General features: G+C 39.6%; 28 protein-coding genes. 25 read left to right on the top strand and 3 right to left on the bottom strand.

Going from position 1 to position 26,655, the window contains the following annotated elements; genetic code table 11:
• The first annotated feature begins 6 nt into the window (after window positions 1-6).
• Both E7274_RS01085 and E7274_RS01080 read left to right on the top strand, forming a co-directional pair.
• Window positions 7-1,377, top strand: coding sequence for a hypothetical protein (locus tag E7274_RS01085; protein ID WP_304172978.1), 1,371 nt, complete (start codon window positions 7-9; stop codon window positions 1,375-1,377).
• A gap of 161 nt (window positions 1,378-1,538) precedes the next feature.
• On the top strand, window positions 1,539-2,561 hold the full coding sequence (locus tag E7274_RS01080; RefSeq protein WP_304172977.1) for an Mbeg1-like protein: 1,023 nt from the start codon (window positions 1,539-1,541) through the stop codon (window positions 2,559-2,561).
• 52 nt (window positions 2,562-2,613) lie between these two features.
• On the opposite strand, the gene E7274_RS01075 is transcribed toward E7274_RS01080, so the two are convergent.
• Window positions 2,614-3,354 (bottom strand): helix-turn-helix transcriptional regulator, encoded by a 741-nt coding sequence (locus tag E7274_RS01075; RefSeq protein WP_304172975.1) that lies wholly within the window; start codon window positions 3,352-3,354, stop codon window positions 2,614-2,616.
• A gap of 153 nt (window positions 3,355-3,507) precedes the next feature.
• Between E7274_RS01075 and E7274_RS01070 the strand changes: the two genes are divergently transcribed.
• The 7 genes from E7274_RS01070 (at window position 3,508) to eno (ending at window position 12,382) form a co-directional block, all read left to right on the top strand.
• On the top strand, window positions 3,508-5,031 hold the full coding sequence (locus tag E7274_RS01070; RefSeq protein WP_304172973.1) for a sialate O-acetylesterase: 1,524 nt from the start codon (window positions 3,508-3,510) through the stop codon (window positions 5,029-5,031).
• A gap of 190 nt (window positions 5,032-5,221) precedes the next feature.
• On the top strand, window positions 5,222-5,830 hold the full coding sequence (locus tag E7274_RS01065; protein WP_304172972.1) for a TetR/AcrR family transcriptional regulator: 609 nt from the start codon (window positions 5,222-5,224) through the stop codon (window positions 5,828-5,830).
• Between the two features lie 31 nt (window positions 5,831-5,861).
• Complete coding sequence (locus tag E7274_RS01060; RefSeq protein WP_304172970.1) at window positions 5,862-7,649, top strand: ABC transporter ATP-binding protein; 1,788 nt, start codon at window positions 5,862-5,864, stop codon at window positions 7,647-7,649.
• Window positions 7,642-9,378 (top strand): ABC transporter ATP-binding protein, encoded by a 1,737-nt coding sequence (locus E7274_RS01055; protein ID WP_304172967.1) that lies wholly within the window; start codon window positions 7,642-7,644, stop codon window positions 9,376-9,378. The genes E7274_RS01060 and E7274_RS01055 overlap by 8 nt, the downstream gene beginning before the upstream one ends.
• Before the next feature lie 78 nt (window positions 9,379-9,456).
• Window positions 9,457-9,894 carry a GatB/YqeY domain-containing protein gene (locus tag E7274_RS01050; RefSeq protein ID WP_044937913.1) on the top strand — a complete coding sequence of 146 codons (438 nt, stop codon included), beginning with the start codon at window positions 9,457-9,459 and terminating at the stop codon, window positions 9,892-9,894.
• 530 nt (window positions 9,895-10,424) lie between these two features.
• Window positions 10,425-10,907: a flavin reductase gene (locus E7274_RS01045; protein ID WP_304172965.1), complete on the top strand. Its 483-nt coding sequence runs from the start codon at window positions 10,425-10,427 to the stop codon at window positions 10,905-10,907.
• 176 nt (window positions 10,908-11,083) lie between these two features.
• The gene (gene eno / locus E7274_RS01040; RefSeq protein WP_304172964.1) at window positions 11,084-12,382 is read left to right on the top strand and encodes a phosphopyruvate hydratase; all 1,299 of its coding nucleotides are present in this window, start codon (window positions 11,084-11,086) and stop codon (window positions 12,380-12,382) included.
• A gap of 55 nt (window positions 12,383-12,437) precedes the next feature.
• Here eno and E7274_RS01035 read toward each other — a convergent pair whose 3' ends face one another.
• The gene (locus E7274_RS01035; protein WP_304172962.1) at window positions 12,438-12,824 is read right to left on the bottom strand and encodes a DUF1284 domain-containing protein; all 387 of its coding nucleotides are present in this window, start codon (window positions 12,822-12,824) and stop codon (window positions 12,438-12,440) included.
• A gap of 154 nt (window positions 12,825-12,978) precedes the next feature.
• Here E7274_RS01035 and E7274_RS01030 point away from each other — a divergent pair, with 154 nt between their 5' ends.
• Together E7274_RS01030 and E7274_RS01025 are read left to right on the top strand one after the other, a co-directional pair.
• A complete protein-coding gene (locus tag E7274_RS01030) occupies window positions 12,979-13,929 on the top strand; it encodes a DnaJ domain-containing protein (protein WP_304172960.1) in 951 nt (316 codons plus the stop codon).
• Window positions 13,930-14,076: 147 nt separating this feature from the next.
• Window positions 14,077-15,189, top strand: a complete 1,113-nt coding sequence (locus E7274_RS01025) for a hypothetical protein (protein WP_304172958.1) — start codon at window positions 14,077-14,079, stop codon at window positions 15,187-15,189.
• A gap of 48 nt (window positions 15,190-15,237) precedes the next feature.
• Here the strand turns inward: E7274_RS01025 and E7274_RS01020 are convergent, their stop codons facing one another.
• Window positions 15,238-15,645 carry an SHOCT domain-containing protein gene (locus E7274_RS01020; RefSeq protein ID WP_304172956.1) on the bottom strand — a complete coding sequence of 136 codons (408 nt, stop codon included), beginning with the start codon at window positions 15,643-15,645 and terminating at the stop codon, window positions 15,238-15,240.
• 186 nt (window positions 15,646-15,831) lie between these two features.
• Here E7274_RS01020 and E7274_RS01015 point away from each other — a divergent pair, with 186 nt between their 5' ends.
• The 14 genes from E7274_RS01015 to dxs all read left to right on the top strand — a co-directional run bounded on the left by E7274_RS01015 (window position 15,832) and on the right by dxs (window position 26,654).
• Window positions 15,832-16,860, top strand: a complete 1,029-nt coding sequence (locus E7274_RS01015; protein WP_304172954.1) for a glycoside hydrolase family 5 protein — start codon at window positions 15,832-15,834, stop codon at window positions 16,858-16,860.
• 11 nt (window positions 16,861-16,871) lie between these two features.
• Window positions 16,872-17,630 (top strand): SDR family NAD(P)-dependent oxidoreductase, encoded by a 759-nt coding sequence (locus E7274_RS01010; protein WP_090478610.1) that lies wholly within the window; start codon window positions 16,872-16,874, stop codon window positions 17,628-17,630.
• 193 nt (window positions 17,631-17,823) lie between these two features.
• A complete protein-coding gene (locus E7274_RS01005) occupies window positions 17,824-18,243 on the top strand; it encodes a 6-pyruvoyl trahydropterin synthase family protein (protein ID WP_304172952.1) in 420 nt (139 codons plus the stop codon).
• 8 nt (window positions 18,244-18,251) lie between these two features.
• The gene (gene queE, locus E7274_RS01000) at window positions 18,252-18,920 is read left to right on the top strand and encodes a putative 7-carboxy-7-deazaguanine synthase QueE (RefSeq protein ID WP_304172950.1); all 669 of its coding nucleotides are present in this window, start codon (window positions 18,252-18,254) and stop codon (window positions 18,918-18,920) included.
• A 12-nt stretch (window positions 18,921-18,932) separates the two neighbouring features.
• Window positions 18,933-19,505, top strand: coding sequence for a GTP cyclohydrolase I FolE (gene folE / locus E7274_RS00995; protein ID WP_304172948.1), 573 nt, complete (start codon window positions 18,933-18,935; stop codon window positions 19,503-19,505).
• A gap of 11 nt (window positions 19,506-19,516) precedes the next feature.
• A complete protein-coding gene (queC, locus tag E7274_RS00990; protein WP_304172947.1) occupies window positions 19,517-20,203 on the top strand; it encodes a 7-cyano-7-deazaguanine synthase QueC in 687 nt (228 codons plus the stop codon).
• Between the two features lie 14 nt (window positions 20,204-20,217).
• Window positions 20,218-20,712, top strand: a complete 495-nt coding sequence (gene queF / locus E7274_RS00985; protein WP_044934834.1) for a preQ(1) synthase — start codon at window positions 20,218-20,220, stop codon at window positions 20,710-20,712.
• Between the two features lie 63 nt (window positions 20,713-20,775).
• Complete coding sequence (gene surE, locus E7274_RS00980) at window positions 20,776-21,495, top strand: 5'/3'-nucleotidase SurE (protein WP_304172944.1); 720 nt, start codon at window positions 20,776-20,778, stop codon at window positions 21,493-21,495.
• Between the two features lie 41 nt (window positions 21,496-21,536).
• Window positions 21,537-21,914, top strand: coding sequence for an Asp23/Gls24 family envelope stress response protein (locus tag E7274_RS00975; RefSeq protein ID WP_033154272.1), 378 nt, complete (start codon window positions 21,537-21,539; stop codon window positions 21,912-21,914).
• A gap of 107 nt (window positions 21,915-22,021) precedes the next feature.
• Entirely contained in the window at window positions 22,022-22,444 is a 423-nt protein-coding gene (nusB, locus tag E7274_RS00970; protein WP_304172942.1) for a transcription antitermination factor NusB, read from the top strand.
• Entirely contained in the window at window positions 22,444-23,652 is a 1,209-nt protein-coding gene (gene xseA, locus E7274_RS00965; RefSeq protein WP_304172940.1) for an exodeoxyribonuclease VII large subunit, read from the top strand. The genes nusB and xseA overlap by 1 nt, the downstream gene beginning before the upstream one ends.
• A gap of 8 nt (window positions 23,653-23,660) precedes the next feature.
• Window positions 23,661-23,891, top strand: coding sequence for an exodeoxyribonuclease VII small subunit (xseB, locus tag E7274_RS00960; RefSeq protein WP_304172938.1), 231 nt, complete (start codon window positions 23,661-23,663; stop codon window positions 23,889-23,891).
• Between the two features lies 1 nt (window position 23,892).
• Window positions 23,893-24,786, top strand: coding sequence for a polyprenyl synthetase family protein (locus tag E7274_RS00955; RefSeq protein ID WP_304172936.1), 894 nt, complete (start codon window positions 23,893-23,895; stop codon window positions 24,784-24,786).
• An 8-nt stretch (window positions 24,787-24,794) separates the two neighbouring features.
• Window positions 24,795-26,654 (top strand): 1-deoxy-D-xylulose-5-phosphate synthase, encoded by a 1,860-nt coding sequence (gene dxs, locus E7274_RS00950; protein WP_304172934.1) that lies wholly within the window; start codon window positions 24,795-24,797, stop codon window positions 26,652-26,654.
• The last annotated feature ends 1 nt before the right edge of the window (window position 26,655 follow it).

Here is a 26,655-nt window from a genome sequence, read left to right as displayed (position 1 = left end):
AATGGTATGAAAAGAAATGTATTGGGGTTTTTTGCAGTAGGTTGTGTTTGTTTGTCTACAATTTTGTGGGGGACAGGTTGTTCGGGGCAGACAGAAAATGGAACTGCAGAGTCAGAAACTACAGAGGAGGCTGTATCAAATCAATCAGAAAAATCAGGGGATGCAGAAATGAAGGTTTACAGTGTGTGTCATACATATGGGGATGGTGAAAAGGTTTCTAATGTAATATTAGAGCTTGCCAGTCAAGTTGATGCATCATCAATTTCTACTGATACTTTTGAGGTTGTTGACAGAACTGTAACTGACATTCATGTAAATAGTGAATGTGAAGTTACAACTTCAGATGTAGATGGTAACTTTATCGTTTTGGATTTGGAAATTCAGCCAGCTATATTAAATGATAAAGATGCTACAGATGGAAGACCTGTTAATGATGTTCCAATTGAGGCTTCATCAGTAATTGTAAAACAGGATTTCTCACTTGCAGATGGTACTGTTATTTCAGCCAGTGACACAGTTTATGAGACTGACGCTGGTGATGGCGGAATCATGGGAAACAATGCAATTAAAACTCCAGATTTAGACAAGTTCGAAGATAATCATTTCTATAATGATCCTATGACAGGAACAGTTCTTCATTATAATCTGTATAAGCCAGAAGGCTATGAAGAATCTGGTGAAGAATATCCTCTTGTATTGTTTATTCCTGATGCAGGTGCTGTTAGCTCAGACTGGGAAAGAGTTTTAACACAGGGTAATGGTGGTACCGTTTGGACAAGCGATGAGTGGCAGGCAGGTAATCCTTGCTTTGTTGTTACAATGATCTATGAGGACAAATACATCAATGATTATTGGGAATTCTATGATGGATACTTATATGGAACAATTAGTCTTTTGGAAACTTTAATCGATACTTATCCTATCGATACTGACAGAGTATATTCTACTGGTCAGTCAATGGGATGCATGGCTACTATGGTTATGATGCGTGAGGAGCCAGGACTTATCGATGCAGGCTATTTATTAGCAGGCCAGTGGGACCCAGAGGATATTAAAGATATTTACAACGAAAATATTTTATTCCTTGTTTCAGAAGATGACCCAGCAAATCAGAAGCTTTCTGCTGATGAAGAAAAATGGAAAGAAATGGGAGCTGTTACCGCAGATAGTAATATCAGTGTATTGAACACAGAAGAGGAACGCGCTCAGATTGTTGACGATTTAGTTTCACAGGATGCCAATATGTACTTCTTAAGAATTACATCTGGTGAAGGTTCACTTAATGGTGATGGAACGGCAGCAAATGGAAGCCATAGAATGACATGGAGACTAGGATATGATTTACCTGGTGTAAAGGAATGGCTCTTTGCTCAATAATGTGGCAATACAAATTTTGATAAATATCTAAAAATGATGTAGAGTATATTTATACAGGCGAGGCTGTGGCCTCGCCTTCTTTTAATTAAGAATCGAAAGGGATATGAATAATGCGCAAGCAAGTGTTGGGGATTAATCATTAAATTCAGAGGAGGTTATCTATGGGGACTTTAAATGATTACATTAAGTGGCGCAGTGATTTGGAGTTTTGGCAGGATGGCTTTAATATCATCGATAATATGGTGCTGTCATGTCTGTCATATCTGACCTTGGATGATATTTTCAAGGAAAATGGTGCTACTGTATTTGATATTCAAGAAATTGAAAAGCTGTACACCGAAAATGGTTATGATGAAAATAAATACAGCGAGGGCTCCATTCTTAGGGACGCTCCTATTGTGCTCAGAATAATTGCCAATACAAATAGATATAAACATATCAAAATTCGTAATTACGTTAGTAAGCTGGATTTAAATAGGACATTGCAATTTGCTGCAATGGAGTTTTTGCTCCCTGATGGGACCAGCTATGTAGCGTATCGTGGTACTGATGACAACCTTGTTGGCTGGAAAGAAGATTTTTTGTTAGCCCTTGAGGAGGTCGCAGCTGAGAGAGAAGCGGTTGACTATATCAATCAGATTGCATCTGATAATGACAGGCTGTTAAGAGTTGGAGGCCATTCAAAAGGTGGCCATCTAGCCATATATGCTGCAGCTATGTGTGATGAGCAAATCAGAGAACGGATAATAAAAGTTTATAGCAATGATGGACCAGGATTTAATAAAAAGATTGCTTCATCAAAGGCTATGAAGAATATTTGCCCGAAACTCATTAGCATCATTCCAGAGGATTCAATTGTAGGTTTATTAATGGAGCCTGTTATTAATCCGATAGTTGTCAAATCTACAGCAGTATCGGTGAGACAGCACAATCTTGCAACGTGGTGCGTTGAAGGTAACAAACTCATTACAGTGGAAGATGTGTCTGCGACTGCTAAATTTATTGATAAAAAACTGAAAGAGAATATATCAAAAATGAGCGATGAAGAACTTAGCGCATTTGTAGAAGATCTATTCTCAGTTTTTGAAGCTTCTGGTGCAATCACACTTTCTGAATTAAAGAAAAGTGGCTTGAAGGGACTTCAGGCAATGACTAAAAAAGTATCCGACTTGAAGAAAGTATAATTAGAGATTTTTAAGGCGAGGCTAAATGCCTCGCCTTTTTGGTTTTTTTACTTTAACAATCGTGATTACGGTTTATATATTCTTTAGGGGATATTCCTTCCATTTTTTTGAAAAGGCGGGAAAAATAATAGGCATCGTTATACCCACAATTTATGGATATTTCTTTTACCGTGAGAGGTATCTTGGTGTGTTTAATAAGTTCTTTGGCGTATTCGATTCGCCTATGATTAAGAAACTCAATTGGTGGAATACCAGTTGAATTTTTAAAGAGCTTTCGAAAATGATTTAGACTATAGCCGGTTTTTTCAATTTCGGAGTGTAAATCAAAATTTATGTCTGCAAAGTTTTTGTTAATGTTATAAATCATCTGTAGTACGCAAGGGTTGGTGTTTAGTGAGGTATGTAATTCAGCATGAATTGCTTCAAAAATCAGCATATCCATTGCGCGACGCACAGGTTCATAATAAACATCATTACATTCTGACAAGTCAATAGCTTTATAGAATAAGTCTCTGATTAGCTGCGTTTTGTGGTGAGAAATATGGATGATTGATGGATTTGTTGCTACAGTATCATGGAGTTCCATAATGCCAAGCATAGCAGATGTTTCGAATGTGAATTCTGCAGGTGTATTTAGTGGAAAAGCTACTAATTCATGAGGCTTAATTGTGAGTGAATTGTGCGGTAATTTACACACTCCATTACCACGTAATATTAAAATATAATAGTAGTGCTCAGATGGCTTAAATTCGCGAAAAACGGATGCCTCTATAATTTTATAATCAATGTACATATCTTATTTTCCTCCCTTTACTTTAACTGTATAATACACTTTGTTTTTTATAAAAAAAAGTGTATTGTCCATCAATGTTGATGAATATGTAATTTTGCTTGGTGTGTTTTTTATATATATTTATTTAAAACTAAGCAAGGAAGGAAGATTATTATGGGATTAAAATTAGGAGAAATATTTAAAGATGGTATGGTTCTTCAACGGGACAAAGAAATCAATGTATGGGGAACGGCAGAATCAGGAAGTACTATCAATGTTTCATTGAAGGGAAAGAATTACTCTGTTGAGACTGATGTAAAAGGAGAATGGAAAGTGTGTATACCAGCGCTTTCTGCCTCTTTTGGAACTGAGATGATAGTTTCGGATGGCGTAGACAAAATATGCATAGAAGATGTACTAATCGGAGATGTTTTTGTGGCAGGTGGTCAGTCCAATATGGAGTTTTTCATGAGATATGATAAAGACTTTGATAAAGTTGTCCAGACATGTGAAAATCCATTAATTCGTTTTTACGATATTCCAGAAATATCTACATCCGAAGAACCTCAGATGCATGATTATTCTCTATTTGGATTCTGGAGAAAAGCTACACCAGAGGATTTACAATATTTTTCTGCTGTAGGATATTACTTTGCAAGAACAATGCAGGAACATTTACAGGTCCCAATTGGTATTGTTGGTTGTAACTGGGGTGGAACAAGATCTTGTTGTTGGATGGATGAGGAATCTGTAGAAAAGTATGGACCAGTTTGGATGCGAGATTATGAAGAACAGGTTGCATCAATTACAGACATGGAAGAGGCTAAGCAGAAGTATTTAACGAATATGATTTCTGATAAATCACATCCGTTTGATAATCCTATAGATGATAAAATGATGTATGGAAATGTTTCAAAAGAGGAATTGGAAGGTATGATGGATGCTTTTGCTGAACTAGATTCTATCAGCGTTTTAGGTCCATGGCATCCTTGGCGTCCATGTGGTTGCTACCATTACATGCTTAATCAAATCGCTTCTTATACAGTTAAAGGCGTTATTTGGTATCAGGGAGAAAGCGATTCTGCTCATCCGGAAATCTATGCGGATATGATGGAAGGACTAATCAAATGTTGGCGTAGAGATTGGAATGATGAATTGCCATTTTTTATGACTCAGCTTGCTCCATTTGGAACAGAAATAATGCAGGATGCTCTTTATTATCCTGAATTGAGACAACAGCAGGAGTTAGTTACAAAACGCGTGAATAATGTATTTTTAGCATCAATCGGTGATGTTGGAAATTATATGGATATTCATCCAAAGGAGAAGCAGCCAGTCGGACATCGCTTGGCATTACTTGCGTTGGGGCATTTATACAATGAAAAGATTCTATGCGATGCTCCAATGTCTAATTTTTCAGAAACTAAAGATGGTCAGATAATTATTCATTTTTCAAATGCTTCAGGTGGGCTATTTCTAAAAGGTGATACAATAAATGCGATAAGTCTGATTGATGAGACTAATAAAGATATTGACGCTGTAAATTATTCAACTACTATCGAAGATGAATCATTGATAATAACTGTAAATAATGATGAAGTGGTAAAGGCAGTGTCATTTGCGGAAACACCATATTATGAAGTGAATTTGTATAATATGAGTAAAATTCCAGTTATGCCATTTAGAGTAGAGCTTTAGAATGGCAATACAAATTTTGATAAATATCTAAAAACGATGTAGAGCATATTTATACAGGCGAGGCTAAATGCCTCGCCTATTTTGATGGCAATGTAATTTTTTAAGATATTATTTGACAAGTTAGCTATACCTAACTATAATGTTAGTCGAAACTAACAAGTTAACAGTGTTAACTTTGAAAGGAATTCACGTGAAAACCAAAGAAACTAAGGAACAAATTTTAAAAGCCGCAATGGAAGAATTCATGGAGAAGGGCTATAAGGATGCCTCCATGAGAAAAATCGCAAGTAAAGTAGGTATTACAGCCACCGCTTTGTACAGGCACTATGCTAACAAAGAGGAGATTTTTGACGCTGTTGTTGAGCCTGCTGTTAGTGCGTGGGAAGGACTGTGCCAGACAGAAGAGGCAAGGCAGGTGGGCACTGCTAGAGAAAATGGCGTTGAAGCCATGTGGGAAGATGAGGATCAGGCAAAGATTATCGTTAAGCTTATTTACGATAATTTTGATGCTCACAAGCTTTTGTTTTGCAAAAGCGAGGGCACAAAATATGAGAATTATCTTCATACGATTGTCTCAAAGGTTCAGGAAGCAACACTGGCTTTCAAGGATGAGCTTGAAGCTGGAGGTATGCTTGTAAATTCGGTTGATGAAAATGAGATGCATTTACTTTTAAGTGCTCAATACACAGCAATGTTAGAGATGGTGCATCATGATTTCACATATGACCAAGCACTTCATTATTGCGATACCATATCTAGATTCTTTAAAGAAGGTTGGAGAAAATTCTTGGGCTTTTAAATTTGTTCTTGTGTACCAAAAGGAGGAATTTATGAAGAAAAAAAGTACGTTCTCCTGGGTTATTCATTTTGCAGGGAGAAAGAAAAGTTTTTACATCGGCAGTGTGCTGCTTGCTATTATCGGTGTTGCCATGTCATTTATTCCATATTTGATAATTGCAAGGATTGTTGGAATGCTTTTATCAAAGGATATGGATTTCAGTCATTATATGTCACTGATTTTGATGATGGCGCTGTGTTGGACTTTTCGAGTTGCATTTCATTCAACTTCTACAACATTGTCCCACATCGCTACATTCAATGTATTAGGTGGTATCAGAACTCAGCTTTGCAAGAAGCTTTCAACTATTCCACTTGGTTCGGTTTTGGATGACAACAGTGGCGCCTACAAAAATATTATTGTAGAGCGTGTTGATTCTATGGAAACAACTTTGGCTCATATTGTGCCTGAGTTTACAGCAAATATCCTGTTGCCTATAGTCATGTTCATTTACATTCTTGCTTTGGACTGGCGCATGGGCTTGGCAAATCTCATTTCAGTTGCAATTGGTTTGTGTTTTGTGGCTGGCATGATGACCCGAAGTCAGGGCGAATTCGAATATACGATACAGAAAACTAAATATTTAAATGATACCGCTGTTGAATATATCAATGGTATCGAGGTTATCAAAGCCTTTGGTAAGACAGGAAGCTCCTACGAAAAGTTCGTGCTTGCTGCAAAAGAAGGTGCTGATTGCTTTATTAATTGGATGAGAAAATGTATCTGGTTCCAGGCAGGAAGCTTCGCATTCACACCAGCTACTTTTCTTGGAATCCTGCCAGTTGGCCTCATTTTAGTGAAGAACAACAGCATGTCACCAGAAGATTTCGTCACTTCTGTAATTCTTTCAGCTGGTCTTATGGGCCCTCTGATGATTGCTTTTTCTTACATGGATGACATTATGAAAATGAAGGCAATTTTTGGCGAAGTTACAGAGATTATTGAAAGAGCGGATATGGTGAGACCTCAGACTCTTACAAAGAAGCCAGTGGGCTCAGATATCACTCTTAGAGATGTGAGATTTTCTTACAAGGATAAGGAGATTTTGCATGGAATAAACATGGATATCAAGCAGGGTGAGGTAAATGCATTTGTTGGCCCATCAGGCTCTGGAAAGAGCACTATCGCAAGGCTTATCGATTCACTGTGGGATGTGGATGCAGGCACCATTACATTTGGTGGAGTAGATATCAAAGAGCTTCCACTTGATTATTACATGAGCCATATTGCTTATGTTGCTCAGGACAATTATCTGTTTGATATGTCTGTCATGGAAAATATCAGATTAGGTAAAGCAGGCGCCACAGATGCTCAGGTTATTGCTGCAGCGAAAGCAACTGGATGTCATGAATTTATCCTTGGTCTTGAAAATGGCTACGACACTATTGTTGGCGGAGCAGGCGGACATTTATCAGGGGGAGAGCGACAGAGAATCTGCATAGCAAGAGCAATGCTCAAAGATGCACCGGTTGTAATTATGGATGAGGCTACCGCATATACGGACCCAGAAAACGAAGCGCTTGTACAGGAAAGCGTGGCAAAACTGGTACAGGGCAAGACACTTATCGTTATTGCTCATAGACTTTCAACCATCATAGATGCAGACAAGATTTTCGTTATAAATGATGGAAATATCGAGGCAGAAGGTACCCATTCACAGCTTCTGGCTGAGTGTCCTCTCTACAGAAATATGTGGGAGGCACATACTATGTCAAAGGATGATGACAAAGTTGATTCAGTTGTTAGAGCTGAAGATAGAAGGGAGGCTGCTCATGCTTAAAATACTTAAAAAGTTCTTCGACTTTTGCAACGAGGAAAACAGAAAAAAGTTTTATATATCAGTGGCATTAGGTGTTCTTGATGCAATTTGTGCTGGCATGAAGATACCTGCTGCTTACTTTGCCATTGATGCTATTGTAAATAACAACATTAACGCAAATACGTTTTTGCTGGTTATGGGATTTATGCTTCTCAGCACTGTTGGCAAAATGGTTGTTAACAGGTTCTATCAGATGCTTCAAACAGAAGGCGGCTACAACACTTGTGCTGGTAAGAGAATCGAAATTGGCGAGCATCTCAGATATTTGCCAATGGGATATTTTAACGATACAAGCCTGGGTCACATCACATCTGTTACAACAAACACTTTGGAACAGACAGGCGATATCGCAACACGAGCTATCATGCTGGTTTTACAGGGCTCTATTACAACCCTTATCGTCAGCCTTGGTATGTTCATTTTTGATGTGAGAATCGGATTGATTTGTGTTGCTGTTATCCTGATTTTCTTTATCTTCAATCAGTTTACAAACAAGAGCGTAGAAAAGGTAGCTCCTGAAAAAATAGAATCCGACAAGGATATGGTTGGTGTCATCCTGGAGTTTATTCAGGGCATCGCGGAAATCAGAAACTACAACATCATCTCTGTAAATAGCGCTAGGCTTAATAAAGCTATCGATAGAAAAACAAAGGCTGATATTTCAGCCGAGATAGCTGCCATTCCTTTGGTAGGAGTGCAGATGCTTATTTGTAAGCTTGCCGGTGTGGTAATCGCAGGTGCATCAATCGCATTTTATCTGAATGGCACCATGAAGCTTACATACTGCATCACAATGCAGCTTTGCGCGTTTATTATTTTTGAGTCACTTGATTTGGCTGGAACCTACACTGCTCTTATAAGAATTATTGGAAGAGGAGTGGATTTGGTTAATGAAATTATGGAAGTTGAGCAGATGGATGTTAATGGCGAGGAAATTCATCCTGCAAACCGCGATATCCACCTGGATCACGTTAGCTTTGCTTATGAAGACAAGACGATTATTGATGATGTGACTCTTGATATCAAAGAAAAAACTACCACAGCAATTGTTGGTCCATCTGGCGGCGGCAAGACTACACTGACATCACTTATCGCAAGATTCTGGGATGTGAAATCCGGCAAGGTCACACTCGGCGGAAGAGATGTAAGAGACTACAGCTTTGATTCTTTGATGGAGAATTTCAGCTTTGTGTTCCAGCGCGTTTATCTTTTCGAGGATACCATTGCAAACAATATCAGGTTTGGTCGTCCTGAGGCTCCTATGGAGGATGTTATTGCGGCTGCCAAGAAAGCTTGCTGCCACGATTTCATCATGTCGCTTCCTAATGGCTATGAAACTGTTGTTGGTGAAGGCGGCGCCACATTGTCAGGCGGTGAAAAGCAGAGAATCGCCATCGCTAGAGCTATTATGAAAGACGCTCCAATCATCATTTTGGATGAGGCAACAGCCAATGTGGACCCAGAAAACGAAAAGGATTTGACAGAGGCAATCGAAAATCTGACAAGAGAAAAGACCATTATTATGATTGCCCACAGGCTAAAGACTGTAAGGCATGCTGACCAGATTGTGGTTATTGATAAAGGCAAAATTGTCCAGCAAGGCAAGCATGATGAGCTCATGGCTGTGGATGGAATTTACAAGAATTTCGTTAGCGGACGAAAGAAGGCTGTAAGCTGGAAGATTGCATAGATTTCTGTAATTGCGCCATGGATTTACGCATTGATAAGGACTATAATCTAGATAATAGATTAGAGGAGGATAATGAAAATGCAGTTTGAAACATTACAAAAAGACATGGTTGCAGCTATGAAGGCAAGAGATAAGGCAAGAAAAGATGCTATTTCTTCACTTGTTTCTGATGTAAAGAAGGCCGCTATCGACGCTGGCACTAGAGATAACATTGCAGATGATTTGGTAGATCAGGTTATTCTCAAGTCATTAAAGACAGCAAAGGAGCAGCTCGACACATGCCCAGCTGAGAGAACAGATTTAAAGGAAGAGTACCAGTTCAGATATGACGTAATCAAAGAGTACGCTCCAGCGATGATGAGCGAGGATGAGATTCGCGCATTCCTTCAGGAGAATTTTGCTGAGGTGCTTGCTTCTAAAAACAAGGGTGCAATCATGAAGGAAGTTATGCCAGCACTTAAGGGCAAGGCTGACGGAAAAGCCATCAATATGATTGTTGCTGAGCTTTGCAAATAATTTTTTGTGCCGTGGATTCTCGGGATTTATTGTAATTCTTGGGAGTTATTAGGAAATCTTAGGAGTTGTTGGGAATTCTTGGGATTTGTTGGGCAAAAGTATTAAAATTGTTATTTTTTTCGTTTTAATACTTGCTGAAAATTTATTATTATACAAATATTTAACAATGTAGAAGAAAAGATGCCTCTAAGGTATTAAATTCAGTAATAATTGAATTTTAATACTTAGGGGCATTTTGTTTATGTGCTTTAAAGGGCAATCATGGTATTAAAAATTAAATATACTGTATTTTAATACTTTTGATTTTTAAAAATAGATTTATACCTATAAATTCAGCCTTAAAATAGATAAAGAATTTTAATTATAGGAGCATAAGACTACATTATATTTAGGATGATGCAAAAACATGATTGATTCAATGTAAATATAAAGATTTTATAAAAAATATAGTTCTCACCTAGAATTATTAGAAATAAATCAGTACTATTGTTTTATATTAATTACGGACAATACAGGGAGGATAATTACTTATGGAGTTTAATACAAACATCTTTGAGCAGTACGACAAGAAGTGGGCATTGCTTACTGCAGGGGATAAGGACAAGTTTAATACTATGACAATTAGCTGGGGTGGTCTGGGAACTCTTTGGAATAAGCCAGTTGCTACAGTTTATGTTAGAACATCACGCTACACAAATGAGTTTATGAAAGACAACGATTATTTCACTGTAAGCTTTTATCCTGATGAATGTAAAAAGGTGCTTGGCGTTCTTGGATCAAAATCTGGTCGAGATATGGACAAGATTCATGAATCTGGCCTTACTCCTAAGGAAGTAGAAAATGGAATTACATTTGCAGAAGCAGAAGTTACTCTTGTTTGCAGAAAGCTTATTTGCCAGAGACTTGAGCCAGAAAACATGATTCCTGAAATTGCAAAGCAGTTTTATGAGAACGAAGCTGAGCATGACATGTATGTTGGGGAAGTTGTTTTTATTGAGAAAAATGCTCAATAAGGTGAGCTAAATATCCTTGAATATGATAAGGAGTTCTGTTAATCTACTTGTAGTTAGTAAGGGCTAACTATGTGTAAATCATTGCGGAACTCCTTTTTATATTGTTAAGCGCAGCTGCTACCTGCCTTAACAATATGGAGTTCTAAAAACAAATTCATGTGAAAGGATGGATAGGTATGGATTACTTAGAAATTGAAAAGGTTATTGGTAGAGAAATCCTCGACTCAAGAGGAAATCCTACTGTTGAATGCGAGGTCACACTTGTTGATGGAACAGTTGGACGCGGAATGGCTCCTTCTGGTGCATCTACAGGAGAGTTCGAGGCACTTGAGCTTCGTGACGGCGATAAAGGCAGATACTTAGGAAAAGGTGTTACAAAGGCAGTTGCAAATATCAACGGACCTATTGCAGATGCAATTTGCGGTATGGATGCCTCTGATATCTATGCAATCGACGCAGCTATGATTAAGGCAGATGGCACAAAGGATAAGTCAAACCTTGGTGCAAATGCAATCCTTGCAACATCAATTGCTTGTTGTAGAGCTGCAGCTACATCACTTGATATTCCTCTTTACAGATTCCTTGGTGGTGTCAGCGGAAATAGACTTCCAGTTCCAATGATGAACATTTTGAATGGCGGTGCTCACGCTGATAGCGCTGTTGATACACAGGAGTTCATGATTATGCCTGTTGGCGCTCCTTCATTCAGCGAGTGCTTACGTTGGTGTGCTGAGGTATTCCACGCACTTAAGGCAATACTTAAGGAGATGGGAGATGTTACAGCTGTAGGTGATGAGGGTGGTTTCGCTCCTAATTCACTTAAGAATGATGATGAAGCTATCGAAGTTATCTTGAAAGCTATCAAGGCTGCAGGCTTTGAACCAGGTAAGGACTTCATGATTGCTATGGATGCTGCATCTAGCGAGTGGAAGTCAGAAAAAGGCAAGGGCTTCTATCATCAGCCAAAGTCAGGTAAGGACTTTACAACAGACGAGCTTATCGATCACTGGGCAGCACTTGTTGACAAGTACCCAATTATCTCTATCGAAGATGGTCTTGATGAGGAGGATTGGGAAGGCTGGAAGAAGATGACAGCTAAGATTGGTGATAAGGTTCAGCTTGTTGGCGATGATCTTTTCGTAACAAACACAGAGCGTCTTTCAAAGGGTATCGAGAACGGATGCGGTAACTCAATCCTCATCAAGCTCAATCAGATTGGTTCTGTTTCAGAGACTCTTGAGGCTATCAAGATGGCTCACAAGGCTGGCTACACAGCAATTTCTTCACATCGTTCAGGTGAGACAGAAGACACAACAATTGCTGACTTAGCTGTAGCTTTGAACACATGTCAGATTAAGACAGGTGCTCCTTCTAGAACAGAGCGTGTTGCTAAATACAACCAGCTCCTTAGAATTGAAGAGCAGCTTGGTGACGCAGCAGTTTATCCAGGAATCAAGGCATTCAATGTAAAATAATTCCTATTTGCATTAAAAAAGCAGGTTTCTCACTTTCGAGTAAACCTGCTTTTTATTATGCTTTATTGGATTTCTCACAGATGTAATTCCATTCGCAGTCACCACATATCTCTGTTCTAAGTCCTGTGTCGATTATCTTTGTTTTAACCGCTGAGATGAAATCCTGGTATGACATTTCATCGCCATTTGAGATGCCACATGCCTTTAACACTCCATTATCGTATTTACGAACTTTTTCCTGCGAAGTGCAAATGCCCGATTCGTTATTAGGACAGTTCTTGCAAACTATATCAGTTTCAACTTTGAGTGTTATCAGCTGAGTGGGATCTTGTTCCATCTCATAAATGATGCGCCCCATATGATCAGTGAAATCCTCGCTATATCCCTTTCCCTCGTAGAATTGAAAACACATACCGTGGTGTGGTCTAAGTATTTTGCCCATGATGCCTCCTCCCTTTGAGTTTCTAGTATAGCACAATGTAGCTGATTCGAGCAGTTAAGCAGGTTGAAACAAAAGATATTCATTTATAAAGTAATGAATTAGAATATCTTTTATAATTGGTTCCAATATATTACAGAACAATAGGAGCATGAAGATGAACAAAAGCCAAGCGCGTAAAATCCTGGGGCTGGATGGCAGCGAGGATAAGCGTGAGATAAAAAAGAAATATAGAAAGCTGATGCATGAGCATCATCCGGATAATAGCGATTCTGATGATAGTAAGCTGGCGGCGAAGATTAATACAGCCTATGAGCTAATCATGAAGGACTATGATGATAATGCGAGTAATGGCGGTGCCAACAGTCAATCACCAAAGCGTAGCAATAGCAGGAGAACATCTCGCCCCAAGCACAAGCCTTGGTCGGCGAAGGAGAATAAGAATGCATTTTGTGCTAGGCCGATACTACATGAGGTGGAAGATTTCGAGGGGAATAACTTAGGCACTATCGAGATTGCTAGAGGCAAATATATTTGGACAAAGGATGAAGAGTTTTCCATGTTTTTGAAAAGTCTTTATGAAACAAGCAAGGAGCTACTTGATAATGCCAGACCTTCACTGTTTTTCGAACTGCCTGAAATAATAAAGCAGAAATATTTGGCGGATATCACTTACTTGCTGACAGGCCAGTTTATAGATAGCACGTTGACTTTGAATGAACTGGCACTTGTGGATGAAGATTCATATAAAGTTAATGCCATGGTAGAGCTGGAATCTGGAGTCACCCCGCCAAAGGCAGGCAGCGTGCTTTATCCGGCAGGAATTTCAAACCACAGGCTGTATCTAAGAAATAAAGCAGGAGAGATAGTGGGCTATCTTAGCTTCAAAGATGATAGGCTTTACTATGTGGTTATTCCGCTGTTTGAGCAGAAGAAAGCACAGGTGAAAATGATTGTGGCAGACAGTGTTCAGAGGAATCGACGAGGAAATAAGTATGCCGATATAGACCTTTGGATTAGAGTGTTGCCAACAGAAACATCTGAAATTGAAAGCACAAATAATCAGATTAGAAACTTGTTAGAAAAGTATGCTCACGAAGGTTTCTAATATATCGTAAATGCGTTAACTATAATCGAAAGACATTAGAAAGTATGAAATAATAGTGAACTTTTACTTATACCCCTAGCATGAGATTTTTGTTGTGCTATTATGTTATAAGAGATGCACAACGCTAAATAAATGAGGAGAAACAATATGAAAAATAAGGTATTTACTATACTAACTTGTTCGATGTTGTTACTTTCAGCTTGTGGAGCAAACAATACTGATAACAGTGTTGATACTGAAACTGCAGGGGAGGCGGAATCAGCAGAGACAGAAACGACAGAGGATGAAGCCACAGCAGCTGAGACAGGAGAGGTTCTTTCTAATTCACTGTTTTCAATTACAATGCCTGCTGAGCTTGAAGGCACATATGAGGCAGAGGTTGAGGACCAGCAGATTACTGTTTATCATAAAGAATCAAAAGATGCTGGTTACAACGGTATGGTATATACGATATGGGCTAGAGAGATTCCACCAGAGTTCTACGGCGGCCCTTATATGAAAAAAGGTGAGCTTACTGACGCAGATGGAAAGCAATACGAGGTTGTAATCGGATATGCAACTGAAGTTCAGTGGGACTTTGAAAAGTACACTGAGATGCCAGAGGACTTCCAGAAGCTTTATGATTCACAAGATGAAGTTCTTGCTAATATGACAGGTGTCAATGGTGCAACTTTTGAATACTTAGCTGGCACAAAGGGCGAAGATCTTTACGGAGATGTAGTTGCAAAATACCAGACAGCTCTTGATGAGGGATGGGATGCTTCGAAGTTCGAAGAGAATGAGATGAGCCCAGAATTTTACAGCATTTCACAGACTGATGGTGCATCAGGTATCGGAATTGCTTACTATGATACTGATAAAGATGGTGTCGACGAATTGTTCGTTGGAACACTTGTTGATGATGAGCTTAGAGGTTCAATCTACGATATCTACACAATGGTGGATGGAGCACCTGCTCATGTGATTTCTGGAACAGCTCGCAATCGATTCTATGTTTACAGTGAAGGTATGATTGTAAATGAGTACTCAAGTGGCGCACTTGAAAATGGCAAGCTTGTATATTGCCTGGAGCCTAATTCAGCAGAAATGGTTTATCAGTGGGGAACCAAAATCGATGCTTATACAAATGAAGATCAGCCTTGGTTTATAAGTTATACAGAAGATGAATGGGAAAATGTTACCGAGGATGAATTCAATGATAGAGAAGCTGCTTCAGAGGATTACACAGACCTTGAGTTTAAGGCTTTATCAGATTTCTAAATGATAAAAATTAAGGGTACGTACTTATTGGTACGTACCCTTTTTGGTTTAGTTAAGAATCTTAATTCCACCAAGAATAGGAACTGGTTTTTCTTCGTCATTGCAAGCTGAAACTAATGCCATAATCCAAAGAACAACCATAACAATCCACCAAACCCATCCAAGTACTGGAATAGCACAAGCGAAGAAGAAGAGGTTGATTACAAGAGCTTGATTGATGTGGAACTTAGCTCCCTCACGATCACCTACAAGAACTGCGATTAAGAATCCAATCCATGTAAGGTATGCAACAATACCTGTTGTGTGTGCGCTCATGCTAGCTGATGAGCTTGTTGTGATAGGTGTTGCATTAAGCAAATCAGCTTTTTTCTGCTGGAATTCTTCCTCTGTGATAACTCCCTGGTCAAGCAAATCCTTATACTTTTGAATTTCTTCTGCTGCTGAAAAATTACTCATATCTTTCCTCCCTAATTTATAATATCTGTCAATTATTGTAACACTCTTTATATGTTGCGTCAGTAATAATTTAAAATTTTTATCAATCTAAAAATATTCCTTTTTTCAACTACTTAAACGTTTACGAAAATCTCACCATTTATTAGAATATAACTAGTTTAATAACATATTAAGGAGAAGGATATTATGAGAAAATTTGATGGTTACATCCATGGAATTAACCTGGGAGGTTGGCTGTCTCAGTGCGTTCACACAAAGGAGCACTATGATTCATTTATTCACGAATCAGATATCGAAACAATCAAGAAATGGGGCATGGATCATTTCAGAGTTCCTGTTGATTACGAGCTTGTAGAACGCGGCGCAGGAGACTATAAGGAAGAAGGCTTCCAGTATCTTCAAAACGCAATCGACTGGGCTGGCAAAAATGGCCTGAACATGGTTCTTGATTTGCACAAAACAGCTGGCTTTAGTTTTGATGAAGGTGAGGCAGAGTCTGGCTTCTTTGAAAACGAGGATTATCAGGAGCGTTTCTATCTTCTTTGGGAAGAGTTTGCAAAGAGATTTGGAAAGTATTCTGACCGTCTCAGCTTTGAGCTTTTAAATGAAGTAACAAATAAAGAATACTGCGATACATGGAATAGAATTTCACGTACATGCGTAGAGCGTATCAGAAAGTATGCTCCAGACATCAAAATCCTTATTGGAGGATATTACAACAACGCAATCGAATCCCTTAAGGACATTGCACCACCTTATGATGAAAACATTGTATACAATTTCCATTGCTATGAGCCACTGATTTTCACACATCAGGGAGCACATTGGATTCCAACAATGGACAATGATTTCAGAATGCCATTTGATGTTACATACAAGGAGTACAAGCAGAATACTCGAAACAATCTTGAAGGCTTCACTATTAACTTTGATTCTTACAACGAGAATGATAAAATTGGAATAGAGTTCTTTAGAGACTTAGTGAAGGAAGCCGTTCGTGTGGCAGATGAAAGAAACGTGGCTCTTTATTGTGGAGAGTTTGGTGTAATCAATCTTGCATCTCCAGAGGACAGCAAGAAATGGTACGAAATGATTTGCAAGTGCTTCGATGAGTATGGTATCGGCCGTGCTGCTTGGAGCTTCAGACAGATGGATTTTGGTATCGAAGATGAACACATGGCTTCCGTTAGAGATGATATTTTGAAAATGATTTAATAGGAGGCTCAATGAAAACAGCACTTATTACAGGAGCAACATCAGGCATCGGTCTTGAGTTTGCCAAGAGACTTGCAGACAGAGGCTACAGACTGATTGTCACAGGACGAAGAGTAGACAGACTTAATGAACTTGCAGAGCAGGTAAATGTTCCTGTGGAAATAATCGCAGGTGACCTTAGCAAGAAAAAGGAATGCTTTGCCCTTCTTGATAAGCTTAAGGAGGAGCGTATTGATGTATTTATCAATAATGCTGGCTTTGGTGTGGCAGGCTCATTCCTTGAAACAGATATTGATAGAGAAGTTTCTATGATAAAGGTCAATGATGTTGCAATGCACATTCTTTTTAAGGGAATTCTTCAAAAGATGGATGCAGATGGTGCTGGCCAGATTTTAAATGTAGCTTCATCAGCAGGACTTCTTCCAGGTGGTCCATATATGGCAGGCTATTATGCAAGCAAGGCATATGTCACAAGCCTTACTCGCGCTGTTGCAGTAGAGCTAAAGGAAAAAGGCTCAAAGGTAAAGGTTTCAGCTCTTTGCCCAGGGCCTGTAGATACAGAGTTCAATGACAGAGCAGATGTAGTTTTTGCATTGAAGGGAATCAGCCCTGAAAAATGTGTGGCTGAAGCACTGAAGGGAATGGATAGAGGCAAAACAATTATCGTGCCAGGCTTTGGGATGAGACTTGCCATGGCTTTCCAGCATTTGCTCCCAATTCCAATCCTTGTTAAGCTTACAGGCCATCAGCAGAAAAAGAAACTTGGCTAAAGGGTTGCATTTTTTCAAGTATGGGTTTATCATACAGAGGCTTTAAAAATTAAATAGGACAGTTCGTTTGTACCATCCTGTCCCTAAACAAAACCAGGACTAATTTTTTCTTTATGAAATCAATTAGGCTGTAGGTGCGCATCTACAGCCTTTTCTTTTTGAGAAAATCAGGTCCTGTTTCCGGAGGAAATCAATGTATTATTTAACTGCAGAAGCATCATTTGACGGCGCCCATTTTTTGAGCGGCTACGAAGGTAAGTGTTCTAATCTTCATGGTCATCGCTGGAGAGTGATTCTTAAAATAAAGGCCAGTGAGCTTCAGGCTGAAGGTCAGCAGCGTGGCATGGTTGTAGATTTTGGTGATGTAAAAAATGCTCTCAAAAAAGAGACAGATTTCTTTGATCACACATTTATATATGAAGAAGGATCACTAAAGGAGACAACTGTTGCAGCTCTCAATGAGGAAAACTTTCTTATGCGAGTAGTTCCTTTCAGACCTACAGCAGAAAACTTTTCAAAGTATTTTTATGAGAAGTTTGAGGAATACGGCTTTGAGGTTGCTGAAGTGACTGTATATGAAACTCCAAACAACTGCGCAAGCTATAGCAAGTAGGAGGATTTATGTCGGTATTTAATGTAGTAGAAAAATTCGTTAGCATAAACGGCGAAGGTCAGCATGCTGGTGAGCTTGCAGTATTTATCAGGCTTCGTGGTTGCAATCTTAGTTGTAGCTATTGTGACACCAGATGGGCTTGTACAGCAGATGCTCCTGCAGAGGAAATGACAGAAACACAGATTGTGGACTACGTCATCTCTACTGGAGTGAAGCGTGTTACTCTCACGGGCGGTGAGCCACTTCTTTCGCCACATGTTATTGACTTGTTAAAGGCCTTTGCAGCCAACCCTAATATTTTTGTTGAGATAGAAACAAATGGAAGTGTTGATATACATCCATTTGCTTGTATAGATAATCCGCCAGCATTCACTCTTGATTACAAGTTGGCAGGTTCGGGAATGGAAGATAAAATGCTTCTTTCAAACTTTGATGTTCTTACAGCAAAGGACACAGTCAAGTTTGTTTGTTCTGATGTAAGTGAGCTTGATAAGGTTTGCAAGATTGTTGATGATTATCGTATTTCCGATAAATGTACTTGCTTGATAAGTCCTGTGTTTGGACGAATTGAGCCAGCAGACATGGTTGATTATCTAATTGACCACAAAAGAAATGATATAAGATTGCAGTTACAGCTTCACAAATTTATTTGGGATCCAAATAAACGAGGCGTTTAAGAGAGGTAAATCATGGCTATAAATAAAGAGCTTATTAAAGAAAGCATTAGAAATATTATTATTGCCCTTGGTGATGACCCTGAAAGAGCAGGTCTTAAGGAGACTCCGGATCGTGTTGCTCGCATGTACGAAGAAGTTTTTGAGGGCATGAATTACACAAATGAACAGATTGCAGAGATGTTCAACAAGACCTTTGATGAGGATTACTATGATGAAACTAATCAGGATCTTGTTTTTGTAAAGGACATCGAAGTTTTCTCATATTGCGAGCACCATCTTGCACTTATGTACGATATGAAAGTAAGCGTTGCCTATATTCCAAATGGCAAGGTCATCGGCCTTTCAAAAATCGCACGTATCGCTGATATGGCTGCAAAGCGTCTTCAGCTTCAGGAACGTATCGGCAACGATATTGCAGAAATCATCCAGATGGTTACAGGTTCTGAGAATGTGGCTGTATTTATCGAAGCAAGCCACAGCTGCATGACAGCACGTGGAATCAAAAATGCCAGTGCAAAGACTCATACACAGACATTAAGAGGTCGTTTCAAGACTGACAAAGATTTACTTCAGAGATTATTATAAGGAGAATTGAAATGAAAGCTTTAGTACTTGTTAGCGGAGGCTTGGACAGCACAACTTGTCTTGCCTTGGCAGTAAAAGAATATGGACATGAAAACGTGGTGGGACTTTCTATTTTCTATGGTCAGCGTCACGATAAAGAGATTAAAGCAGCAGATGCTGTTTGCGAATACTACAAAGTGGAGCATATCACACTTGATCTTTCTACAATGTTCCAGTTTAGTGATTGCACATTGCTTCAGCATTCTGACGGAGAGATTCCTGAGGAGTCATATGACAAACAGCTTGAAAAGACAGATGGCAAGCCAGTAAGCACCTATGTGCCATTCAGAAACGGATTGTTCCTTTCTAGCGCAGCAGCAATTGCACTTTCTAAGGGATGCTCAAAAATCTATTATGGTGCTCATGCTGATGATGCTGCAGGTAACGCATATCCGGATTGCTCTAGCGACTTCAACAACGCAATGAACACAGCCATCTACGAAGGAAGTGGAAAGCAGCTATCAATTGAGGCGCCATTTATCAATAAGAATAAAGCCGGTGTTGTAAAGGTTGGCATGGAGCTTGGAGTTTCTTATGAGCTCACATGGTCATGCTACGAAGGCCATGACAAGGCATGCGGAAAATGCGGTACATGCATCGACAGAATTGCAGCATTTGAATTAAATGGAATAAAAGATCCGATTGAGTATGAGAATTAATTAGGAGGTCTACTATGACAGATAGCAGAAAAGAAGAAGGAACACTTACACTTTTAGGAAATAAAAATAACGTATATCCAGACAACTACGCTCCAGAGATGCTTCAGACATTCCTTAACAAGCATCCTGAGAATGACTATTTTGTAAAATTCAACTGCCCAGAGTTTACATCACTTTGTCCAATCACTGGCCAGCCAGATTTTGCAAACATTATCATCTCTTATGTTCCAGGTGAAAAGATGGTAGAGAGTAAGTCATTAAAGCTTTACTTATTCAGCTTCAGAAATCACGGTGATTTCCATGAGGATTGCGTAAACATCATCATGAAGGATTTGATCAAGCTTATGGATCCTAAGTACATCGAAGTTTGGGGCAAGTTCACTCCAAGAGGAGGAATCTCTATCGACCCATATTGCAACTATGGTAAGCCAGGAACAAAGTGGGAAAAGGTTGCAGAGGACAGACTTTTCAATCACGATATGTATCCAGAAAAAGTAGATAACAGATAGTAAATATGATAAATTTAAAGGCAGACAGATAGTCTGTCTTTATTTTATTTCTGGGAGATTTTTATGAGAATACTAATTACAAATGATGACGGTATAAATTCAGATGGAATTATTCGTTTAGCAAGAGCAGCTAAGGAGTTTGGTGAGGTTTGGGTGGTTGCACCTGAAAGCCAAAGAAGTGCAGCAAGCCACAGTATTTCCCTTCATAATTCCATTGATGTTTACCCATGTGAGGAATTTCCTGTAGAGGGTGTTTTTGCATATTCTTGCAGTGGGACACCGGGAGATTGTGTTCGAGTTGGCGGCTTAAGCGTGATGCCAGAGCGCCCGGATGTGATCCTTTCAGGAATTAATTTTGGATACAATTGTGCTTCGGATATTCAGTATTCGGCTACCTGCGGAGCAGCCTTTGAGGGAGCGTTCCAGGGGTATCACGCAATAGCCCTTTCGGAAGGGGCTTGTGATTGCCATCAGGTAACTGACAAATATATAAAGCAGGTATTAAAGAAGCTTTTAGCGGAACCACTTGCACCTGGAATGATTCATAATGTCAACTTCCCAGGATGCGAATTATCAGATTGCAAAGGCATTTTATACGACAGAAAAGTTTCCCGAGGAATGTTTTATAAAGACTCCTACGATGTGGTGGAAAACCTTGATGATGGCGGCGTCAGATACATGGTAAATGGCTGCTATACACCGGTTGCAGAAGAGGGCACAGACTTTGATGCAATCCTTAATAACTATGTGTCTGTCGGGGTTGTAAATAATGTAGGTTATTGATATAATTACGATAGTTTTTCTATGATTTTTAGGAGGCAGATATGGCAGAGAACAAGAATTTTGTTATAAATATTAATGGCGATGGCGGTGTAAACATCTCTGAAGAGGTTGTTGGAATTATCGCTGGCCTTGGTGCAGTTGAGGTTGATGGTGTGGAGTCACTTGCAGGCAACCTTACAGCTGAAACTATTTCAAAGGCAGGTCAGGGAAAGCTTGCAAAGGCTATCAGAGTAGTAGATAGTGAGCCAGGTAAAATCTCAGTACACATGGCTATCAATATGAAGTATGGCTACGAAATCCCAAAGGTTTCAGGCATGGTTCAGGAAAAGGTTAAGTCAGCAGTTGAGACTATGACAGGTCTTGAAGTTACAGCTGTTGATATTCGTATCGCAACTGTTAGCGTTGCAGCAAACAATTAATTAGGATTTATTTATTTTTTATGCATATTAATGTATAATTATGGGGTGCTATTTTAAGTAGCACCCTATATTAGTCTAAACTATTAGAATTTCAGGAGTTTTTATTTATGAATAGACATGAAATTAGAAAAGAAGTATTTAAGGCTGTATTTATGAATGAGTTTCACGATACAGAGGAAATGGATAGTGTAATCAGCACATTCCTTGGTGGCCGTGACAATGCGGAGGCAGAGGACCTCGCTAAAAACAATAAGTCAGCTGAGGATGAGGAATACATCAAGACAAAGTCTGAGGATATCATTGCTAAGATTCCAGAAATCGACGAGCTTATTAATAAGTCAGTTGATGGTTGGAAGACAACACGTATGGCAAAGGTAGATTTAACACTCATCAGACTTGCTTTATATGAAATCAAATTCGAGAATCTTCCTGTTGGTGTTGCTATCAATGAGGCAGTTTCACTTGCTGACGAATTCGGTACAGATTCTTCTGCAGGATTCGTTAATGGAGCACTTGCTAAATTAGTATAATGAATAAAAATGTATATAGTGTATCTCAGATAAATACATATATTGAGCGTATGTTTTCTGATGATTTTATGCTTGGAAACCTTTCCTTATCAGGGGAGGTTTCTAATTGCAAATACAATCATACAGGGCACATATATTTTACTTTGAAGGATGATAAATCATCTATTTCATGTGTAATGTTTGCTGGCAAGCGAGCAAAGGGGCTGAAGTTCAACATGAAGGATGGCGACCAAATAGTGGTTACCGGATATGTTGGAATCTACGCAGCGGCCGGTAGATATCAAGTGTATGCAAACGAGATAGAGCTGGCGGGAGTAGGTGACTTATATCAACGTTTCGAGGCGTTAAAGCAGGAGCTTGAGGAAAGCGGAATGTTTGACGCAATGTACAAAAAGCCTATTCCAACCCATGCTATGAGAATCGGTATCATCACAGCTCCTACAGGAGCGGCTGTTCACGATATCATTCGTGTATCTAAGACACGAAATCCTTTTGTAGAATTGATTCTTTATCCAGCACAGGTTCAGGGTGAGGGGGCAGTGCCTTCCATCATTTCCGGAATCAATTGTTTGGATGAGTTGAATCTGGATGTTATCATCTTGGGCCGTGGTGGTGGTTCCATCGAAGACCTTTGGGCCTTCAATGAGGAGCCGGTAGCACGAGCTATTTTCAAGGCCAACACACCAATCATATCTGCCGTTGGCCACGAAACGGATTTTACTATTGCAGACTTTGTTGCAGATAAAAGAGCAGCAACGCCTTCTCAGGCTGCAGAGCTTGCAAATTTTGTTTACGAGGATTTTGCAAGGACTTGCGAAAGGTATTCTGACAGACTTAACAGCACATTGGATTACAAGCTTTCATCCATCACAGCTCAGCTTGAGAATTATAAATTGCGATTACAATCTCTCAGGCCAGAAAATAAAATCAAGGCAAATCAGGACAAGCTTAACCACTTGTACGATAGGCTTAATAGCCTGATGAATGCAAAAATAGAACGTTACGAAAGCCGTCTGATTGCGGCTTCAGGTCGTTTGGATGGTCTTTCTCCAGCCAAACGATTGGCTTCAGGCTTTGGTTATTTGACAGGCCCAGATGGAAAAAAGGTTGATAGCGTATCAAATCTTTCCATCGGAGATAGTCTTAGTATCAGAGTAAAGGATGGTATGCTGGAGAGTCAAATCACCAGCATTTCTAAGGATAAATAGGAGCACGTATGGCGGAAAAAGAAATAAAAGAGACAACAATCGAAGAGAGTTTTCAGGCCCTCGATGAGATTATCACAAAGATGGAATCATCAGATGTTACTTTGGATGAATCCTTTGCTTTGTATAAAAGTGGAATGGAAGAGCTTCAGAAAGCTAATTCTAAAATAGAACAGACAAAGAAAGCTGTCATGGCAATCAGCAAAGATGGCGGTCTTGAGGTGTTTGAGGGGGTTGAGTAGTATGGACATTAAAAACGAACTTAGCGTTAGGGCAGAATCAGCACAGGATGTTGTGTGCAGATTTTTGCCAGATGTAGAGGGTTTACAGGGCATTATATTCGATGCCATGGAATATGGGGTAACAGCAGGTGGTAAACGTCTGCGTCCAATCCTTATGAATGAGACATTTCAGCTTTTCGGTGGTAGTGGCGATGTTATCGAGCCATTTATGGCTGCCATTGAAATGATTCATACATATTCGTTGATTCACGATGACTTACCAGCTATGGATAATGATGAGCTTCGTCGTGGAAAGCCTACTGTGCATGTAGCATACGGTGAGGCAATGGGCGTGCTTGCAGGAGATGCTCTTTTAAACTATGCTTTCGAGACTGCATTAAATGCTTATGATGCAGATATAGATGTAGTTAGAGTAACCGAGGCAATGCGTATTCTGGCCAGAAAAGCCGGCGTATTTGGTATGATAGGTGGCCAGGTTGTAGATGTAGAGGCTGAAAAGAAGCAATTGGAAATGACAGAGGACAGGCTTCATTTCATCTACGAGCTTAAGACTGGTGCTTTGATTGAGGCATCTATGATGATAGGTGCTGTTTTAGCAGGTGCCAGCGAGAATCAGGTTTCTCTTATTGAACGAGTTGCCGGTAAAATCGGCATGGCTTTCCAAATTCAGGACGATATCCTTGATATCGAAGGAGATGAAGCAAAGCTTGGTAAGCCAATCGGTTCAGATGAGAAAAATGAAAAATGTACTTACGTTACATTTGCAGGTATAGAAAAATCCAAGGAAGAGGTAAAGCGTCTTACAGATGAGGCGGTTGAGGAACTTAATAGCTTAGACAATCACAACGAGTTTTTAAATGAGCTACTTAAATACCTTGTCTACAGAGACAATTAAGATAGATTATGGTTCTTGAAAAAATAAAGCAACCTAATGATATAAAGAATTTAACAGAGGAAGAAATACAGGCACTTCCAGCTGAAATCAGAAGCTTTCTTATTGAGCATCTTTCAAAGACTGGTGGTCATTTGGCTTCCAATCTTGGAACTGTAGAGCTCACAATTGCTCTTCATATGCTTCTTGATTTCCCAAAGGACAAGCTTGTTTGGGATGTAGGTCATCAGGCATACACCCACAAAATTCTTACTGGTAGAGCAAATGAATTTGATCATCTTCGTCAGTACGGCGGAATCAGTGGATTCCCTAAAAGAGTAGAAAGTCCTTGCGACAGTTTTGATACAGGTCACAGTTCCACATCTCTTTCTGCAGCTTTAGGTTATTGCATGGCAAGGGATTTGGCAGGTGATGACTATAAAGTTTGCGCCGTTATTGGTGATGGAGCTCTTACTGGTGGACTGGCTTACGAGGCTTTGAATAATGCTTCTCGTTTAAAGAAGTCCAACTTCCTTATCGTTCTTAATGATAATGAAATGTCCATCTCTAAAAATGTAGGTGGTATGTCTACAAATCTTGAGCGTCTTCGTACTAGCTCAAAATACGTAGGCCTTAAAAATAACGTACTTTCATCTTTGGAAAGTTGGCCAAATGGTGAACGTATCATCAGAAAGATTCGTAGCACAAAAAACGGTATCAAGTCTTTAATGGTTCCTAACATGGTTTTTGAGGATTTAGGTATCATGTATCTAGGCCCAGTTGATGGCCACGATATCAAGGCGATGATGGAGACATTCAAAATGGCTATGGGTATCAACGGCCCAGTGCTTGTTCACGTCATTACTAAAAAGGGTAATGGTTACGAGCCAGCGGAGCGTCATCCATCCAGATTCCATGGTACAGATATTTTCGAAATCGAGACAGGACTTCCAAAACGCAATCCAAATCCTGGATACACAGATGTTTTCTCAACTGTAATGCGTAAGATGGGAGATCGTAACCCAGAGGTTGTAGCTATTACAGCAGCTATGGCTGAGGGCGCTGGATTAAAGCGTTTCAGAAATATGTTCCCAGACCGATTCTTCGATGTGGGAATTGCAGAAGAGCATGCGGTTACATTTGCGGCTGGCTTGGCTCTTGGCGGTCGCATTCCTGTATTTGCTGTATATTCATCTTTCTTACAGCGTGCATACGACCAAATCCTTGAGGATGTTTGCTTGCAAAATCTTCATGTGATTTTTGCAATTGATAGAGCAGGTCTTGTTGGTGCCGATGGAAGCACACATCAGGGTATATTTGATGTTTCCTTCCTTACATCTATGCCAAACATGACAGTGATGGCTCCAAAGAATAAATGGGAGCTTTCAGATATGATGAAATTTGCAGTGGCTTACGATGGCCCAATCGCCATCAGATATCCTAGAGGTGAGGCATACTGCGGATTAAAGGAGCACAGAGCTGAAATCGTCCTTGGTAAATCAGAGGAGATAAAAGCTGGTTCAAAGGTAATGCTTTTTGCACTTGGTTCTATGGTGAAAAAGGCAGAGGAAGTGGAAGAGCTTCTTAAGGCCCAGGGAATCGATGCTGGTATCTGCAATGCCAGATTTGCAAAGCCACTTGACCAGGCTTATCTTGATAAAATCAAAAACGAATACGATTTAATTGTTACATTAGAAGAAAACGTTATCACTGGCGGCTTTGGCCAGCAGGTTCAGGCTTATCTTGATGACAATGGCTATAATGGTCAGGTTCTTAAGATTGCTGTTCCAGATGAGTTTGTTAGACATGGCAGTGTTACACTTTTGTTTAAGGAGCTTGGCATGGATGCTGAGTCCATTACAAATCGTATTTTAGAAAAATTAGGAAAGTAAT

Origin of the sequence: Pseudobutyrivibrio ruminis (assembly GCF_015057245.1) — a bacterium.
Lineage (GTDB): Bacteria > Bacillota > Clostridia > Lachnospirales > Lachnospiraceae > Pseudobutyrivibrio > Pseudobutyrivibrio ruminis_E.
The sequence above is the reverse complement of the archived record's forward strand: the minus strand, read 5'-3'. Positions and strand labels throughout refer to the sequence as shown.

Excerpts from the sequence above, each read along its gene's own strand:
- E7274_RS01015 (WP_304172954.1), top strand. The coding sequence starts at position 15,832 with ATGAGAAAATTTGATGGTTACATCCATGGAATTAACCTGGGAGGTTGG.
- E7274_RS00975 (WP_033154272.1), top strand. The coding sequence starts at position 21,537 with ATGGCAGAGAACAAGAATTTTGTTATAAATATTAATGGCGATGGCGGT.
- xseB (WP_304172938.1), top strand. The coding sequence starts at position 23,661 with ATGGCGGAAAAAGAAATAAAAGAGACAACAATCGAAGAGAGTTTTCAG.
- E7274_RS01085 (WP_304172978.1), top strand. The coding sequence starts at position 7 with ATGAAAAGAAATGTATTGGGGTTTTTTGCAGTAGGTTGTGTTTGTTTG.
- E7274_RS01030 (WP_304172960.1), top strand. The coding sequence starts at position 12,979 with ATGAACAAAAGCCAAGCGCGTAAAATCCTGGGGCTGGATGGCAGCGAG.
- E7274_RS01075 (WP_304172975.1), bottom strand. The coding sequence starts at position 3,354 with ATGTACATTGATTATAAAATTATAGAGGCATCCGTTTTTCGCGAATTT.
- E7274_RS01050 (WP_044937913.1), top strand. The coding sequence starts at position 9,457 with ATGCAGTTTGAAACATTACAAAAAGACATGGTTGCAGCTATGAAGGCA.
- E7274_RS01010 (WP_090478610.1), top strand. The coding sequence starts at position 16,872 with ATGAAAACAGCACTTATTACAGGAGCAACATCAGGCATCGGTCTTGAG.
- E7274_RS01035 (WP_304172962.1), bottom strand. The coding sequence starts at position 12,824 with ATGGGCAAAATACTTAGACCACACCACGGTATGTGTTTTCAATTCTAC.
- nusB (WP_304172942.1), top strand. The coding sequence starts at position 22,022 with ATGAATAGACATGAAATTAGAAAAGAAGTATTTAAGGCTGTATTTATG.
- E7274_RS01080 (WP_304172977.1), top strand. The coding sequence starts at position 1,539 with ATGGGGACTTTAAATGATTACATTAAGTGGCGCAGTGATTTGGAGTTT.
- E7274_RS01025 (WP_304172958.1), top strand. The coding sequence starts at position 14,077 with ATGAAAAATAAGGTATTTACTATACTAACTTGTTCGATGTTGTTACTT.
- E7274_RS01070 (WP_304172973.1), top strand. The coding sequence starts at position 3,508 with ATGGGATTAAAATTAGGAGAAATATTTAAAGATGGTATGGTTCTTCAA.
- eno (WP_304172964.1), top strand. The coding sequence starts at position 11,084 with ATGGATTACTTAGAAATTGAAAAGGTTATTGGTAGAGAAATCCTCGAC.
- E7274_RS01005 (WP_304172952.1), top strand. The coding sequence starts at position 17,824 with ATGTATTATTTAACTGCAGAAGCATCATTTGACGGCGCCCATTTTTTG.
- queF (WP_044934834.1), top strand. The coding sequence starts at position 20,218 with ATGACAGATAGCAGAAAAGAAGAAGGAACACTTACACTTTTAGGAAAT.
- E7274_RS01045 (WP_304172965.1), top strand. The coding sequence starts at position 10,425 with ATGGAGTTTAATACAAACATCTTTGAGCAGTACGACAAGAAGTGGGCA.
- surE (WP_304172944.1), top strand. The coding sequence starts at position 20,776 with ATGAGAATACTAATTACAAATGATGACGGTATAAATTCAGATGGAATT.
- E7274_RS01020 (WP_304172956.1), bottom strand. The coding sequence starts at position 15,645 with ATGAGTAATTTTTCAGCAGCAGAAGAAATTCAAAAGTATAAGGATTTG.
- queE (WP_304172950.1), top strand. The coding sequence starts at position 18,252 with ATGTCGGTATTTAATGTAGTAGAAAAATTCGTTAGCATAAACGGCGAA.
- xseA (WP_304172940.1), top strand. The coding sequence starts at position 22,444 with ATGAATAAAAATGTATATAGTGTATCTCAGATAAATACATATATTGAG.
- E7274_RS00955 (WP_304172936.1), top strand. The coding sequence starts at position 23,893 with ATGGACATTAAAAACGAACTTAGCGTTAGGGCAGAATCAGCACAGGAT.
- dxs (WP_304172934.1), top strand. The coding sequence starts at position 24,795 with ATGGTTCTTGAAAAAATAAAGCAACCTAATGATATAAAGAATTTAACA.
- E7274_RS01060 (WP_304172970.1), top strand. The coding sequence starts at position 5,862 with ATGAAGAAAAAAAGTACGTTCTCCTGGGTTATTCATTTTGCAGGGAGA.
- queC (WP_304172947.1), top strand. The coding sequence starts at position 19,517 with ATGAAAGCTTTAGTACTTGTTAGCGGAGGCTTGGACAGCACAACTTGT.
- E7274_RS01055 (WP_304172967.1), top strand. The coding sequence starts at position 7,642 with ATGCTTAAAATACTTAAAAAGTTCTTCGACTTTTGCAACGAGGAAAAC.
- folE (WP_304172948.1), top strand. The coding sequence starts at position 18,933 with ATGGCTATAAATAAAGAGCTTATTAAAGAAAGCATTAGAAATATTATT.